This window comes from Acinetobacter lwoffii (assembly GCF_024129435.1).
Taxonomy (GTDB): domain Bacteria; phylum Pseudomonadota; class Gammaproteobacteria; order Pseudomonadales; family Moraxellaceae; genus Acinetobacter; species Acinetobacter lwoffii_F.
In genome coordinates, this window is sequence record NZ_JAMXXN010000013.1 from 60,933 (window position 1) to 76,158 (window position 15,226).

12 protein-coding genes are annotated in these 15,226 nt (G+C 45.4%); 7 read left to right on the top strand and 5 right to left on the bottom strand.

The genetic code is table 11. The features are described from left to right. The first annotated feature begins 136 nt into the window (after nt 1-136). Nucleotides 137-757 carry an LOG family protein gene (locus NI455_RS09995; RefSeq protein WP_004281026.1) on the top strand — a complete coding sequence of 207 codons (621 nt, stop codon included), beginning with the start codon at nt 137-139 and terminating at the stop codon, nt 755-757. Nucleotides 758-822: 65 nt separating this feature from the next. On the opposite strand, the gene NI455_RS10000 is transcribed toward NI455_RS09995, so the two are convergent. Together NI455_RS10000 and NI455_RS10005 are read right to left on the bottom strand one after the other, a co-directional pair. Continuing rightward, a complete protein-coding gene (locus NI455_RS10000; protein WP_004281025.1) occupies nt 823-1,797 on the bottom strand; it encodes a hypothetical protein in 975 nt (324 codons plus the stop codon). 153 nt (nt 1,798-1,950) lie between these two features. Further along, nucleotides 1,951-3,768: a choice-of-anchor I family protein gene (locus NI455_RS10005; RefSeq protein ID WP_435574932.1), complete on the bottom strand. Its 1,818-nt coding sequence runs from the start codon at nt 3,766-3,768 to the stop codon at nt 1,951-1,953. Between the two features lie 177 nt (nt 3,769-3,945). Between NI455_RS10005 and mdtD the strand changes: the two genes are divergently transcribed. From mdtD to NI455_RS10035, 6 genes are all read left to right on the top strand, one after another. Next, nucleotides 3,946-5,337, top strand: a complete 1,392-nt coding sequence (mdtD, locus tag NI455_RS10010) for a multidrug transporter subunit MdtD (protein WP_086044350.1) — start codon at nt 3,946-3,948, stop codon at nt 5,335-5,337. A gap of 66 nt (nt 5,338-5,403) precedes the next feature. Continuing rightward, nucleotides 5,404-6,183 carry a glycoside hydrolase family 25 protein gene (locus tag NI455_RS10015; RefSeq protein ID WP_253113942.1) on the top strand — a complete coding sequence of 260 codons (780 nt, stop codon included), beginning with the start codon at nt 5,404-5,406 and terminating at the stop codon, nt 6,181-6,183. A gap of 53 nt (nt 6,184-6,236) precedes the next feature. Further along, complete coding sequence (locus tag NI455_RS10020) at nt 6,237-7,253, top strand: MBL fold metallo-hydrolase (protein ID WP_253113943.1); 1,017 nt, start codon at nt 6,237-6,239, stop codon at nt 7,251-7,253. 20 nt (nt 7,254-7,273) lie between these two features. Beyond that, the gene (gene dinB / locus NI455_RS10025; protein WP_253113945.1) at nt 7,274-8,329 is read left to right on the top strand and encodes a DNA polymerase IV; all 1,056 of its coding nucleotides are present in this window, start codon (nt 7,274-7,276) and stop codon (nt 8,327-8,329) included. Nucleotides 8,330-8,551: 222 nt separating this feature from the next. Continuing rightward, a complete protein-coding gene (shiA, locus tag NI455_RS10030; RefSeq protein WP_253113947.1) occupies nt 8,552-9,862 on the top strand; it encodes a shikimate transporter in 1,311 nt (436 codons plus the stop codon). Continuing rightward, nucleotides 9,852-10,208: a RidA family protein gene (locus tag NI455_RS10035; protein ID WP_005101539.1), complete on the top strand. Its 357-nt coding sequence runs from the start codon at nt 9,852-9,854 to the stop codon at nt 10,206-10,208. The genes shiA and NI455_RS10035 overlap by 11 nt, the downstream gene beginning before the upstream one ends. A 53-nt stretch (nt 10,209-10,261) precedes the next feature. Here the strand turns inward: NI455_RS10035 and NI455_RS10040 are convergent, their stop codons facing one another. The 3 genes from NI455_RS10040 to NI455_RS10050 all read right to left on the bottom strand — a co-directional run bounded on the left by NI455_RS10040 (nt 10,262) and on the right by NI455_RS10050 (nt 15,033). Further along, entirely contained in the window at nt 10,262-10,810 is a 549-nt protein-coding gene (locus NI455_RS10040; RefSeq protein ID WP_005108423.1) for a DUF2726 domain-containing protein, read from the bottom strand. A 398-nt stretch (nt 10,811-11,208) separates the two neighbouring features. Continuing rightward, complete coding sequence (locus NI455_RS10045; protein ID WP_004644879.1) at nt 11,209-13,617, bottom strand: YgiQ family radical SAM protein; 2,409 nt, start codon at nt 13,615-13,617, stop codon at nt 11,209-11,211. Between the two features lie 222 nt (nt 13,618-13,839). Continuing rightward, nucleotides 13,840-15,033 carry an MFS transporter gene (locus tag NI455_RS10050; RefSeq protein ID WP_253113949.1) on the bottom strand — a complete coding sequence of 398 codons (1,194 nt, stop codon included), beginning with the start codon at nt 15,031-15,033 and terminating at the stop codon, nt 13,840-13,842. Nucleotides 15,034-15,226: the final 193 nt, after the last annotated feature.

Genomic DNA, 15,226 nt, shown 5'->3' on the forward strand with positions numbered 1-15,226 from the left:
ACCTGTTTTCATAGCTGTTTATCGATGAATTTTGCTGAGCCCTATTGCAGTGAAAATGTCCCTGCTCACAGAATTGTCATATTTATTAATTAAGCTATAGTCACAAGAAAGAAAAATGATAAGGTGAAGAAAATAAATGCAAAGCGTAATTCAAATGACAGATTATTTTAAAGAAAACTCCCCAAAAACAACACGCCCTCTAGTGGCTCTCTATTGTGGTTCACGTGCAGGCAACAAACCGGTTTATTTAGAAAAAGCCATTCATCTCTCGCAAGGACTGGCAGAACATGGTTTCGGGCTGGTTTACGGTGGCGCCAGTATTGGCTTGATGGGACAGGTCGCGGATGCCATGATCCAGCATGGCGGTGAAGCTGTAGGGGTGATTCCTGAATTTATGCTGGATTATGAAATTGCCCATAACCAGCTCACCGAATTACATGTGGTGACCAGCATGCATCAACGCAAGGCTATGATGGCCGAGCGGGCCTGTGCCTTTGTGGCCTTGCCAGGTGGACTGGGCACGTTTGAGGAAATTCTGGAAATTGCCACTTGGGGTCAGCTAAACCAGCACCAGAAACCGATGATGCTCTATAACGTGAATGGCTTCTATGATGCCTTGATTGCGCAGCTGGACCGCGCCGTTGAAGATGGTTTTTTACCGCCACAGCATCGTGCCAAACTGATCATTTGTGAACACGAAGAAGAAATTTATACGACTTTAACCAATTTAGGCCATCCGCAAAGATTTGTAGTCTAAGCTTCTCAAGCAATAAAAAAGCGAGCACCTGGCTCGCTTTTTTATTGGATTTTTAATATCAGGACTTATTGACCATAATTCGTCACAAACTCATAAAACATCGGCAAAGTCGTTGCCAGAATGACCGACATAGCCAGACCAAACATCAGTTTCATGGCATCTGCACTGACATTGCGTGACGTACGATGTTTATTGACTTCATCCAGAATCATCGACATGGCAAATTCACGACCTGCAAGTAATCCCAGGAATACCCAAGTGGTACTCATTGGAATATTGCTCCACTCTTTGAAGATCAACAGGATAATGGCATACAGGAAGTCGATAATCGTCGCAGCACGAATGTCGGTCACACCGGTTTTGGTATCGACAATTTTCTGGATGGCCCCACCACGTTGATACAGAATCACGCCCAGCAACACTACGAATACCGCAATCGCAAACATCAGGAATTCAAACGGTACCTGACGCGGCACATACACGAAGATGTTGGCCAGATCCTGAATCAGCCATTGGCTCCACAGGAAACCGGTAGATACCCACTGCAAGCCCATCCAGACCTTGGAGTGTTCCTGATGACGTGTCTTGGCAAAATGGCGTGCCAGCTGCTTGACCACAAAACGATAGATGACAATCGCCACCACAAAGGCCACCGCATAGCCCATCATCGATTTGACCATCATCGAGCCTAAGCTGGCGGGAGAGAAAATCGTAAGCACCAGGAAAGTGGTACTGACTGGAATCCCGTATTTGGTCAGCATCAATAGCAGAATTGGCGGCACAATGTACAGCCAGGTAATGCCACCTTCAGGGAAAGGAATCGTTTCTAAACGACCGTATGAGGCATCACCCACCCCAGATGCATACCAACCATAGACCAATACGACAATTAAAATTGAGCTGATATAAATCCACAATACCCACCATGGGCGATGTGAATTCGAAGAAATAAATGTCCCTAGGGTTTGAGGTACATCATTTCCGACAATAGAGTAAGCGGCCAAACAGAAGCCGATCACCATCAAAATCTCGATTGTCATAAAAACAAACCTATACGCGAGGAGATTTCAGCACTGCTGAAAAGTTGGCCCAAGATTATGACGGTTTTATTTCATTTTAATGACAAGACTGTCATATATACGGTCACCTTACAAAAAAGAGCACCGAAGTGCCCTGAATCTAAAAGCTTTTAGTTACTTGAGATTTACTTGATAAATCGTGGTGCTGCCACTGACTTCATGACCGACCACCAGAAGGGGTTTCTTATTCGGGGAGTCTTTGGCGGGGATAAATACCAAACCTTCCGGCCCTAAATCACCGGCTTGTCCGATTTCAATTTGCTCTGTGGTCGCTTTAAAATCACGTGAATTGATATATTGCACGAAGATTGGTGATGCAGGTGTAGACACATCATAGACCATGATGCCACCGACACGCTCCAGCCCAATAAAGGCAAAGGTTTTTTGGCCAATCTGCCCCAAGGTCACCCCTTCAGGTTCCGGCCCTTTATTGTCACTGCGATTATCCAGTCCGGCTTCTTCATGATTAAAGTTGAAAATCTCAGGATGCTGTTTGGCAATATACTGCTCAAACTGATCGCCCGAATCCCATACCAAATCCAAACCAGTCTGCTGATCATTTTCCACCCAGATACTGACCGAGCGGGTACCAAAGCTATATAAATGATCATAGACCAGATTCCCACGTTCATTCAGTTTGGCTGTACCATCGGCATTTTTTTGATAGCCTTCAGTCCAACTAATATTTAAACGGCCCAGCAGATGATCTTCACGGCAGTCTTTGGCATCCCCTGCAATAGTACCGCAGTAGGCAAAGTTAATCGGATTGAGTTCTGCACCTTTGGCCAATGCACGAAGATGTGCTGGCAAATCATCACCCAGACGGCGGTCAAAACCTTTGGCATGGACCAAGTGTTTCACCCGCCATTCTTCTACAAAGCCTTGGCTGGTATCGTTATTGAAATATGCAGGATTGTTTTCACCCCAGGCACGGGCATCGCCTTCATTGGCAGACACAATATAGGTTTTGCCCGCGACCTCGAAACTTGCAATCGCATCTGGCATATATAAGCCACGGACATTCGCCCAAGTTTGAATATTGATTTTGCCTTTACCGTCGACACCATCCGCATCGCTGACATCCATGCCATGACCCTTCATGCCATGATCTTTGAAGCCAAATGGATAAACAGCGAGTACCTTGGCAGAAGCCACATCAATTTTGGCCAAGGCATTGTTTTCTTGTAAGGCAACCCAGGCGGTTTTTCCATCTTTTGAAACAGTGATGTACTCAGGTTCAAAATCCTGAGCTGTGCTGGCCTTTGGTCCGAAAATGCGGATGCCCTGTTCACGCAATGCTGCTTCCCATCCATTAAAGGCCTTAAAGTCTGCTGTACGAACGATCGGGGCTTTTAAATTGGCCAGACTAATGACAGACACTGAACCTTCTGGATCGACCTGATAATCATCAGAAGGCTCGCCTTCATTGGCCACCAACAAGCTTTGACCATCTGGTGTGAAAGTCAGCATGTCCGGCAAGGCGCCCACCTGTGCGTGGGCCAGCTTGCTCAGGTCTTTGGCCTGATATAAGGCCACATAGCCAGGATCGGTTTTCACAGCAGCCTGAATCGCAATGGCGACAATGCCATTATGTACCGCGACACTGTTGACCTCAGCCTCTGGCGCAATGTCATCGACCGTGATAGATGTTATTTTTTTCGGCTGATCAGGTCGACTTAAATCCAGTACATCCAATACGCCTTCTTTGGCATTGACCACGAATAGGCGTTGACTCTCGGCATCAAAGGCCGGAATTTCTGCTGCACTTTGCGCAAACATACCCGATTCATAAGCAGCTAATTTGCTTAACTCGATCGAGTTCGGTGTAGCCTCGACGATTGGAACCGGCGTTTCATTTTCATTCTCACTTCCACATGCCACCATCCCCACAGCCAGCATGGCCACTATCAATGACTTTAATTTTAATTTCATTTTTTGTTGATCTATCATGAAGAATTCGTGACCAATTTATAACCAGAGCATTGCAGTGCCATGACAGATCGGTTGCAGTTACTTGACACAACACTGCTATAAAAGTTGACACGCTTTATATACGACAGACTCGACTGATTCCTTTAAACTATTCAAAATTTTCAGTTTTCCAGAATTATGAATGCCACTCCTACGCATCAAGCCTTAGATCCCGAGTTTAGATTGTTGGTCTTGTTGGTCTCGATTGGCTTTTTCATGCAGGGGCTGGATACCACCATTATTAATACCGCCTTACCTGCAATTGCCCAAAATTTGCAGGAAGATCCGCTACGCATGCACAGTGTGGTCGTGGCTTATGTGCTGTCTGTGGCGGCCTGCATTCCCTTAAGTGGCTGGCTGGCAGACCGGTTCGGGGTCAGAAATACCTATTTTGCTGCGATTATTATTTTCTCTTTGGCCTCTTTGGGCTGTGCCTGGTCAAGTAGCCTGAATGAATTATTGGTGTACCGGATCTTTCAAGGGATCGGTGGTGCATTATTGCTGCCGGTCGGCCGGTTGGCGATGCTAAAGATCATTCCCCGTACCCAGTTTCTGGCCGCTATGAGCCTGATGAGTCTGGCCGGCCTGATTGGTCCTTTAATTGGGCCGACCCTAGGTGGCTGGATGGTCGAATATCTGTCCTGGCATTGGATTTTCCTGATCAATTTGCCGATTGGCTTGCTGGGCGCACTGATTACCTTTAAGGCCATGCCGAATGTACTTGAACCCACAGTCGCCCGTTTTGATTATTGGGGCTTTATCTTGCTGGTCGTGGCGATGGTGGGTCTCTGTCTCGGAATTGAAAATTTTGCCAGTCCACAAAACTCGCTGTGGTGGAGCCTGAGCCTGATTCTGGCCGGTTTATTGGCCACCCTGATTTATGCCTATCATTCGCATACCCATAGCAACGCCCTGTTTCGCAGCCGGCTGTTTAAAAATAAAATTTATGCGATTGGTATTTTGGGTAATTTCTTTGCCCGTCTCGGCGGTAACTCGATTCCGTTTTTACTGCCGCTGATGTTGCAGGTGGCTTTCGGTTTCGAACCTTTTATTACCGGTTTATTGATGATTCCGACTGTGCTTGGTTCGCTGGCCTCCAAACCGATTATCCGCAACATCATTCAGCGTTTTGGCTACCGTCGGGTCTTGCTGGTCAATACCTTACTGGTAGGTCTATGTATTGCCAGTTTTGCCCTGACCACGGCGGAAACCCCAATCTGGCTCCGTGCGATTCATTTCTTTATCTTCGGCATTTTAAATTCACTGCAATTCGTGTCGATGAATACCCTGACCTTAAAGGACTTAAGCCAGCAGGATGCCAGTAGCGGCAACAGTTTCCTGTCGATGATCATGATGCTGTCAATGAGTATCGGGGTGGCACTGGCAGGAACACTGGTGAACATGCTGAGTGCCTATTACGGCGCTGACAATCTGGTGGCTGCTTTTCATGTATCACTGATCTGTTTAGGCTGCATCAATATTATTGCGGCCTATATTTTCTGGCATATTCCTAAAAATACCCCGGTTTGATGCGCTATATTCACTTTGGGCTGATTGTAAGTTTTAGGCTAAATCACATATAGGCAAGGACTGAAAATGCAAAAAAATCAGGCTCCGAACAGAGTTCATAAATCGCTCTTGATTGGGCTGGGCATACTGATCACTGTGATCACGATCGCCATGGTCTATCTCTGCCTGATGAAAGCACCGTCTGCCCATGCAGCCGATTATCCTATTCAGGGTTTTGATGTATCGCATCATCAAAAAGAGATTCAGTGGCAGCAGATTTCGCCTGAAAAATACCGTTTTGTTTATCTGAAAGCCACTGAAGGCGGCGACTTTAAAGATACCCGTTTTCAGGAAAATTGGTTGAAAGCACGTGAACGCGGCTTTTTGGTCGGTGCCTATCATTTTTACCGGCTCTGCCGCGATGGCAGCATTCAAGCCCAGAATTTTATTGACTCCGTACCCAATAAACCGGATGCCTTACCGCCAGTAATTGATCTGGAATATGACAGCAAATGCATCAATACCTATTCTAAAGAGCAGCTTTTAAACGAAATTCAGGTGATGCACGATGCCCTGAAAAAGCATTATGGCAAGCAGCCGATTTTCTATATTTCTAAAGCTTTTTATAATATTGTACTGGCAGGACATTTCCCCGACGTACCGCTCTGGGTACGTGAATACAAAGGTCTGCCTGATTTAAAAGATCAGCCTAAATGGGCGTTTTGGCAACATACCAGTCAGGGGAAAATTCCCGGTATTACCACACCGGTAGACCTGAATGTTTTTTATGGCTCAGAACAGCAATGGCTGGATTTTCTCAAAAAGAATGCGATTGTAGTACCTTCATCTGAGAATAAAGCGAAATAAAGCTGATCGCCTGAAAACAAGTTCTTTATAAAAACAACAAGGAAATAAAAAGATTGAAATGGATAAAAGGCATTTTACTCGGTCTGGTGATTCTACTCCTACTCATCGCGGGTATGCTGGCTTATCTGTTGCAAGCTTCGGGCAAGGTTAGTGACTTTAAAGCGTGGCAGCCGCAAACCGGTATATCCGTTCACGGGCTTACAGTCAAATTTTTTGGTGTGTCCACCCTGTTACTCGATGATGGCCACGATCAGATCCTGATCGATGGTTTCTTTAGCCGGCCATCTTTGCGGCAAGTAATTACTCGACCTATTCAAAGTGATAAGCTGCTCTTAGAACAACTGGTACAATGCCATGAATTGAGCCGAACCCAAGCCATTCTGGTCAGTCATTCTCATTATGATCATGTGCTAGATGTACCGGCCTTACTGGAAATGCTTCCCGAAACCGTTGTCATCGGTTCGCCGAGCACCCTAAATATCGCCAGGGCAAACCCTAAAGTTACTCCACAGCAATTACAGCCGATTAAGCCTGGGCAAGTACAGCAATGGGGGCATTTCCAGATCACTGCAATTCCCTCACAACATACACCGCCCACAGCGGTAAATGATGATTTAGGCGAAGAGCTGCTGCAGCCTTTCACCCTTCCGGCTAAATTTCCCGAATTTAAGGAAGGTGGCAGTTTCGACTACCTGATTGAGCATGCAGGACATAAAATTCTGGTCAAGGCCAGTACCGGATTTATTCCAGAGCAATTGCAGCATCTGAAAGTCGACACCCTGTTTTTAGGCATTGCCCAGCTTTCCAGACAATCCGATGCCTATCAGCAGCAATATCTGGCTGAAACCCTGAACCTGCTCAAGCCCAAAGTGGTGATTCCGGTGCATTGGGATGATTTTTTTCAGCCTTTAAAGCAGCCGCTGCAATTTTTACCCCGTCTTGCCGATGACACCCCAAAAAGTTTGCAACTTCTGATTAGGACTGCCGAAACACAAGGGACAAAAGTCGTTCTGCTCAGCGAACCGCAGCCCTATTTACTCAACGCAGCCGTCGCTTCCCAATCCGATTAAAGCCCCTTAAGATAGCGAACATGCGCAAAATTATTCATATCGATATGGATGCGTTTTATGCTTCGGTAGAGCTGCGTGAACGTCCAGAACTGAAACACTTACCTGTGGTGATAGCCTCGCATCATCCTCGGGCGGTGGTCGCGGCTGCCTCCTATCCGGCACGGGTTTATGGCCTGCGTTCTGCCATGTCCATGGGACAGGCGCGCAAACTATGTCCTGAGGTCATCGTGATTGAGCCGGATTTTGCCAAATATCGGCAGGTATCGGCACAGATTCATCAGATCTTCCAGCAATATACTTCCCTGATTGAGCCACTATCTCTGGATGAAGCCTTTCTGGATGTCACGGAGAATTTACAGCAGATTCCCAGTGCCACCGAAGTCGCTATGCGAATTCGCGAGGATATTTTTCAAGCCACCGGATTAACCGCTTCTGCTGGAGTAGCACCCAACAAGTTTCTCGCTAAAATTGCTTCAGACTGGCACAAACCGAATGGGATCTGTGTGATTAAGCCGTCACAAGTTCAGGGATTTATCCAGAATCTGCCCCTGAAAAAAATTCCCGGTGTGGGTAAAGTCACCCAGGAAAAACTGAGAAGCCTGAATCTAGAAACTTTAGGCGATTTACAGCAAATTGATGAAGCCTTACTGATTCAGCATTTTGGCAAATATGGCCGGCGGCTGTTTTTGTACGCTCAAGGCATTGATGAACGACCGGTCGAAGTGGAACGGGAACGCCAGCAAATTTCCAAAGAAACCACTTTTGATGATGACCTGTATCTGAACCAATGTCGCCCCTATTGGGAACCTTTACTTGGACAAATATGGCAAAGCCTGCAAAAGAAACAGCTTTCGGCTCGCGGCGTTACGGTCAAATTAAAACTCAAGAATTTTCAGGTGATGCAACACAGTAAAAGTTTTAAACAAGTGCTGCGTAGTCCACAGGAACTGGCACAAGCCTTGGACTTACTACTCGACGACCTGAATATTGCCCCGCAGATGCAATTTCGGCTGATCGGCGTCGGCGTGTATCAGCTCAGTGTCCCTGAGACTGAAACCCAGTTATTGCTGCTCTAAACCTTTTTTGATCACGTTTTAGGCATCAGTTTAAAAATACGGCAACTTTATTTTTACATTTTGATTTTTTAGAGTACTCTATCTGCGCAATGCATTATCCATGTATGTGCTGAGATGCTGAAAATCACCTTTACTTTCAGCATGCTGTCCTGTGATTAGCGTGACGATCAAATCCGAATATTACAGGGCAACTCTGATGTAACTCATGGAATCCCCTCCTGCATGTCTTCTGTAAATTCTTCTGTTGTTCAAGAACAACGCGCACGTAAAGCTGCGCTATCTAGTTTTGTTGGTGCTGTTGTCGATTGGTATGATTTTCTCCTTTACGGCATTGTTGCAGCCTTAATTTTTAAAGATCAGTTTTTTCCTAGTATTGGCGAGAATATGGGCACCCTGGCAGCACTGGCCACTTTTGGGGTCGGCTTCCTGTTTCGTCCTTTAGGCGGTGTGGTATTTGGTCACTTTGGTGACAAGCTTGGCCGTAAAAAAATGCTGGTGCTGACTGTGGTTCTGATGGGAATTTCCACGGTCGGGATTGGCCTGCTGCCAAATTTTGAAGCGATTGGCTGGTGGGCACCGGTGCTGCTGGTTTTTTGTCGTGCCTTGCAAGGCTTTGCCGTGGGTGGTGAATGGGGCGGCGCAGCTCTGATGGCAGTTGAAAATGCACCAAAAGGAAAAAAAGCCTTTTATAGCAGTGGGGTTCAGGTCGGTTACGGCGTCGGCCTGGTATTGGCTACTGGTGCAGTGTCGATTATTATTGCAACACTAGGTGAAGAAGCCTTTGCTGAATGGGCATGGCGTATTCCCTTTCTGGCCAGCATCGTACTGTTAGCTGTGGCGATGTGGATTCGCCGTGATCAGGATGAATCGCAAGAGTTTGTAGAAAAGGTGGTGAAAGCCGATCACCAACCAGAAAAGCTGCCGATCTTGCGGGCGATTAGCAAACATCCAAAAGCTTTCTTCTATATCATTGCCTTACGTCTGACTGAATTGCTGACCATGTATCTGGTCACCAATTTTGCCCTGAACTATTCCACCACTAACCTGGGCATGGACAAACAGTTCTTCCTGAATATCACGCTGATGGTCGGGGCAATTAGCTGTTTCAGTATTCCATTTTTTGCTTGGCTGGCGGATAAATTCAATCATCAGAAAATGTGTGTCTGGGGCGGTTTGATTGGTGCGCTTTCGGCTTTCCCATTCTTTATGGCGCTCGATGCACAAAACACCTGGATGATTATTGTTGGCGCAATTTTATTGGCCAACGTTGCACACGATATGGTGGTTAGTGTCCATCAACCGATTTTCACCTCACTGTTTGGCACCGAATACCGTTACAGCGGTGCCGGAGTTGGTTATCAGGTGGCGAGTATCATTGGTGGTGGTTTTACCCCATTTATTGCAGCGGCACTGGTGATTTGGGCCGGTGGTTCATGGCATTATGTAGCCATCTATCTGGCGGTGGGTTGTCTGCTGACTGCATTGGTCGCAGCCCTGATGCCCAAAACTCAGGATGAACAACATGACAGTTGAACGTTTACACGTATCGAAACGCTTTTCGGAAATTGCTATTGCCGGTAATCTGGTACATCTTGCCGGCCAGCTGGCCACAGATGTTGAACTGGATATTAAAGGGCAAACCCAACAGACTTTAGATATTATTGACCAGTTTCTGGCAGATGCCGGTACCGATAAAAGTCACATCATGTCGGTAACCATCTATTTGAAAGATATTGAAAAAGATTATGCAGCCTTCAATGAAGTCTGGGATGCCTGGGTCGCTGATATCGAAGCCCTGCCTCGTACCTGTGTCGAAGCAAAACTCTATGATCCACGGGTATTGGTTGAACTAACCGTCGTGGCGGTTAAACCAGAATAATGTTTCAAGATCGGTACTCATAAAAAAGTATGCTTCTGGCATGCTTTTTTGTTTTAACCGACTGCTTTGATTTTACTGCGCTCTAAATCCGAATATAAATAATATTTTTTCAGATCATTGCTAACTGTATATTTGGGCATTTTTTGCATTTGCGCTTGCTCCTGTAAGAAGTCCTGGCGCAACTGATAATATTCCGGCACATCCTCGTAGCGAATCACCCGATAACCGGCCATGGTTAGTAATGCATCCTGAAAACCCGTCTGCTGGGGACGCTTTAAGATTAAAGGGTCATCCACTCCCACCACGGCTAGAATCTGGTGCTGCTGATCCAGAATTACAAAATCTGCAGTCAGGTTGCGGTACTTATGTCGAGTCCGGTTAAATTTAGTCGTCATTAAGGCATCATAGGAAACATGTGCCAGAATAATGTATTCAGGTAATACTTCTCTCAGGCGAGTGAAGGTCAATTGCTCATTCAGGTTAAAAATTGCACGCTGCTTTAACGCGCTGTCTTGTGGTTTGGAATTATTTCCGAGCTTTTTCCATGCCATGAGCACGACACAGAAGAGCAGAAAACTCCCAATCATAATATAGGTGGTCATGCCTAAATCCTTGCATTCTTATAATCATTTTTGTTTTATTGTTGTGCAGTATAAACCCACGCTTTATTTTAAATAGAGCTAACAACCAATCTGTTTAAATACCCATACAACTGGTATCAAAACTCGATTCTATGTTACCTAAAGTGACATCTCTCTAGATGCCAATGAAAGTGGATTTAAAGTACTGATAATGCACTCTAAAACATCCATGGAATTGATCGCAATACATATCTGCCCAACTGTAGGACAATTCCGACAAAGTGTTATTTTTATATCACTTTTTTAAAGAACTTAGTCCAAATAATATATTCTTTTACACTTTCAACGAACAAGCTCAGGCTACGTTACTTTACCCAAGAGCTAAAAAAAGACACCGAAGTGTCTTTTTATTAACTTAATTATGCACGTGATTTGGGCTTCGCTTTAGGCTTTGGCCCACCAAACGGTTTTTTGGCATCGCCTGTTTCACGCGGCGGCAAACCAGTGTGCTGGGTCAGAATTTGACCACGTTCAGGACGTTTCTTGGTATTTGAAGGACGTGACTGAGCCTGTGCAGCCTTGCTACGATTCCCTTGCTCACCGGTACGTTTTTGCGAATCACCGGCAACCGTCGAGTTCTTCTTACGCGCCGATTGATACTGACCATCTGCACTGCCTACAGGCTGATAAGTCGGAATCAAATGCTGTTTCGAATTACCAATCAAATCCTGACGACCCATTTCTTTCAGGGCTTCACGCAGTAAAGGCCAGTTGTTTGAATCATGATAACGCAAGAAAGCTTTGTGCAAACGACGACGCTTCTCACCTTTCACAATGTCAACATTTTCAGTATAACGCGCCACTTTCGCCAGCGGGTTTTTACCCGTGTAATACATAGTAGTTGCAGTCGCCATCGGTGATGGATAGAAGGTCTGTACCTGATCGGCACGGAAACCATTCTTCTTCAACCAAATCGCCAGATTCATCATGTCGTAATCGGTAGTTCCCGGATGCGCCGCGATGAAGTAAGGAATCAAGTATTGTTCCTTACCGGCTTCTTTACTGTAACGATCAAACATTTGCTTGAAGCGGTCATACGTCCCAATACCCGGCTTCATCATTTTATTGAGTGGGCCTTTTTCGGTATGCTCAGGCGCAATTTTTAAGTAACCACCGACATGATGGGTTACAAGTTCTTTGACATATTCAGGGTTTAAAACCGCAAGATCATAACGTAGGCCTGAACCAATCAGAATCTTTTTAATACCCGGTAAAGAACGCGCTTTACGATATAACTGCGTCAATGGTGCATGATCCGTATGCAGATTTTGGCACACGCCCGGGAATACACATGACGGTTTACGACAGTTCTTTTCAATCTCAGGATCTTTACAGGCCAAACGGTACATGTTGGCTGTTGGACCACCCAGGTCCGAGATAATACCTGTGAAACCCGGTGCAGTATCACGAATTTTTTCTACTTCACGCAGAATCGATTCTTCAGAACGGTTCTGAATAATACGACCTTCATGTTCTGTAATCGAACAGAAAGTACAACCACCGAAACAGCCACGCATGATATTCACAGAGAACTTGATCATGTCGAATGCCGGGAAACGTGCATTGCCATAAGCAGGATGCGGCAGACGTGCATAAGGCAGGTCAAACACATAGTCCATTTCTTCGGTAGTCAACGGAATTGGCGGTGCATTCAGCCAGACATCACGTTCACCATGCTTTTGCACCATAGCACGCGCATTCCCCGGATTGGTTTCCAGATGCAAAATACGGTTGGCATGTGCATAGAGTACTGGATCAGCAGCAACTTCTTCAAAAGCAGGCAAACGGATTACCGCCAATTCGCGCGGCGGTAACTTATGTTTAATCGCTTTTGAAGCCGGTTGCAGTTGCACAATTTGCGTATCAGGATCTAAGTCATCCCCTGCTCGCACAATCGGATTGGCGACATGTTCTTTTTGGAAACCCTGGTACTGGCTAGAATCTTTCCCTTGTTCAATCTCACAACCCTCGATATCTTCAGTCATGACATACGGGTTAATAATTGGATCAACACGGCCAATGGCATCGACATCATTCGATGCGATTTCAACAAATTTGGCTTTAGAGGCACGGTTGTGTTTATTCACAATAAACGCTGTACCGCGAACATCAGTAATCTCGTGAATTTTCTCGCCACGCGCCAGACGATGCATAATTTCAGTGATTGAACGCTCACCATTGCCGTACATCAAAAGATCGGCTTTTGAATCCATCAAGACTGAACGACGGACTTTGTCTGACCAGTAATCATAATGCGCAATACGACGTAACGATGCTTCAATACCGCCGAGCAATACTGGTACATCCGGATAAGCTTCACGAACACGCTGGCAATACACGGTTGCCGCACGATCTGGACGTTTATTGGGCTGATTGTCTGGTGAATAGGCATCATCAGAACGGATTTTACGGTCAGCCGTGTAACGGTTGATCATAGAATCCATGTTACCTGCAGTCACACCCCAGGCAATATTCGGTTTACCCAAAACGCGGAACGCATCCACGCTGGTCCAGTCTGGCTGTGCAATAATGCCGACACGGAAGCCTTGTGCTTCCAAGGTACGGCCAATAATGCCTGAACAGAAAGATGGATGATCGATATAAGCATCACCACAAACTAAAATAAAATCACAGCTGTCCCAGCCGAGTTGATCCATTTCCTCGCGTGACATCGGCAAAAATGGCGCAGGGTCAAAACAAGACGCCCAATATTTGTCGTAATCAAACAACGCTTTTGGCGCAGTCTGCATGGTATAAGCAGTAGACATGGCTAGCAATTCTCGGCTGGCAGATGATAGGAGATCTAAAAATAAGATCAAAGATGAAAGCCGATTATTTTACCATGAATCAGGTCTAGCTTGCTTGATTATAATTTATACAAAATCAGAGACTAACTGAACCACTTTCTATTTGTCACTTGAATCTAAAGTTTAAATATATCAAAAAAGAAATTTATCTTATTTATGAGGAGGAAAGCTTGGACAGAATCTCTAATTTGAACGGAGTCTTAAACTAAATGCCAAACCTGTCAGTAATAACGCTGTGATAAACACAGTTAATCCTATCCAGCCATAATTTTCCCATACCAATCCGCTTGAGCTCCCCAACACGCTTGAACCCAGGTAATAGCAAAATAAATACAGCGACGAACCGACTGCCCGATACTGTAACGACTGGATCGACACCCAGCTACTGGCAGTCGAATGGGCAGCGAAGAAAGAAAAAGTAAAAATCAGCAATCCGATAAAAACAACAACCAACTGATTAATCAGCATCAGCGCCAAGCCCACAAGCATCATCAGGATCATGGCTGCCAATATTCTGAATTTGCCATAATGCCGTCCCCAGTGTGCTGCTCGAGGGGAGCTATAAATACCAGCCAAATAAGTAATCGAAATCACGCCAATCCAGACATGAGATAATTCAAATGGCGCTTGGATCAAGCGATAACTCAGATAATTAAATACCGAGACAAAGCAGCCCATCAAGATAAAACCTTGCAGGAATAAAACCCGAAGTTTTGGATCAGCGAGATTCTGCCTAAATGAGTTTTTAAAACGATTCAGCTTGATTGGATAGGCTTTAAAATGTTGCGAAGCGGGTAATAGGTAAGAAAATAATCCAGCGATACAAAGATTTAAGATACCGATAATCAAAGTGGCAGATTGCCAGGAGATAAAATCCACTAAAACTCCGGCAATTAAACGCCCTCCCATACCACCTATCGCTGTGCCAGAAATATATAAGCCCATGGCAAAACCGATATCTTTTTCTGCAATTTCTTCTCCGATATAAGTCATCGCGACCGCAGCGACACCACTGACTGTCAATCCAATCATTACTCGTGTGGTCAGAAACACGGACCAGATCGGCAATATTGCACTTAATAGTAATAATACTGAGACTGAAAATAGAGACCAGACCATAATCGGCTTACGACCGAATCGGTCTGATATTAGTCCAGTAAAAATCAGGCCAACTGCCAAGGCAATGGTAGAAAAAGATAAAGGGAAACTGCTTTGAGTCGGGCTGACCTGGAAATAATCAGCCAGAATCGGCATCATCGGCTGTACGCAATACAGTGATGAAAAAATGGCAAAGCCAGCAAGGAATAAGGAAAAAAGCACTGCTTTAAAAGCAGAAGAGCCATATTCAATATGGCTTGAAGATGAATTTGAGGACATATCCGCTCCATAGACCGGTTCAGTATACGCCTCTCAATTTTATTTTTATGTGATGTTTCAGTCGAAATAGCACATAAATAACATTTATTTGACTAAATTCTACGCATAAAAAAAACACCCCCGGCCTTATGGTCGGGGGTGTTTAGGAATAATGAGCTGGCGATGACTTACTCTCACATGGGTAACCCCACAC

What these genes read in the sequence shown, in the direction of transcription:
- dinB (WP_253113945.1), top strand. Translation starts at nt 7,274, where the DNA reads ATGCGCAAAATTATTCATATCGATATGGATGCGTTTTATGCTTCGGTA.
- NI455_RS10015 (WP_253113942.1), top strand. Translation starts at nt 5,404, where the DNA reads ATGCAAAAAAATCAGGCTCCGAACAGAGTTCATAAATCGCTCTTGATT.
- NI455_RS10005 (WP_435574932.1), bottom strand. Translation starts at nt 3,768, where the DNA reads ATGAAATTAAAATTAAAGTCATTGATAGTGGCCATGCTGGCTGTGGGG.
- mdtD (WP_086044350.1), top strand. Translation starts at nt 3,946, where the DNA reads ATGAATGCCACTCCTACGCATCAAGCCTTAGATCCCGAGTTTAGATTG.
- shiA (WP_253113947.1), top strand. Translation starts at nt 8,552, where the DNA reads ATGTCTTCTGTAAATTCTTCTGTTGTTCAAGAACAACGCGCACGTAAA.
- NI455_RS10040 (WP_005108423.1), bottom strand. Translation starts at nt 10,810, where the DNA reads ATGACCACCTATATTATGATTGGGAGTTTTCTGCTCTTCTGTGTCGTG.
- NI455_RS10035 (WP_005101539.1), top strand. Translation starts at nt 9,852, where the DNA reads ATGACAGTTGAACGTTTACACGTATCGAAACGCTTTTCGGAAATTGCT.
- NI455_RS10045 (WP_004644879.1), bottom strand. Translation starts at nt 13,617, where the DNA reads ATGTCTACTGCTTATACCATGCAGACTGCGCCAAAAGCGTTGTTTGAT.
- NI455_RS10050 (WP_253113949.1), bottom strand. Translation starts at nt 15,033, where the DNA reads ATGTCCTCAAATTCATCTTCAAGCCATATTGAATATGGCTCTTCTGCT.
- NI455_RS10000 (WP_004281025.1), bottom strand. Translation starts at nt 1,797, where the DNA reads ATGACAATCGAGATTTTGATGGTGATCGGCTTCTGTTTGGCCGCTTAC.
- NI455_RS09995 (WP_004281026.1), top strand. Translation starts at nt 137, where the DNA reads ATGCAAAGCGTAATTCAAATGACAGATTATTTTAAAGAAAACTCCCCA.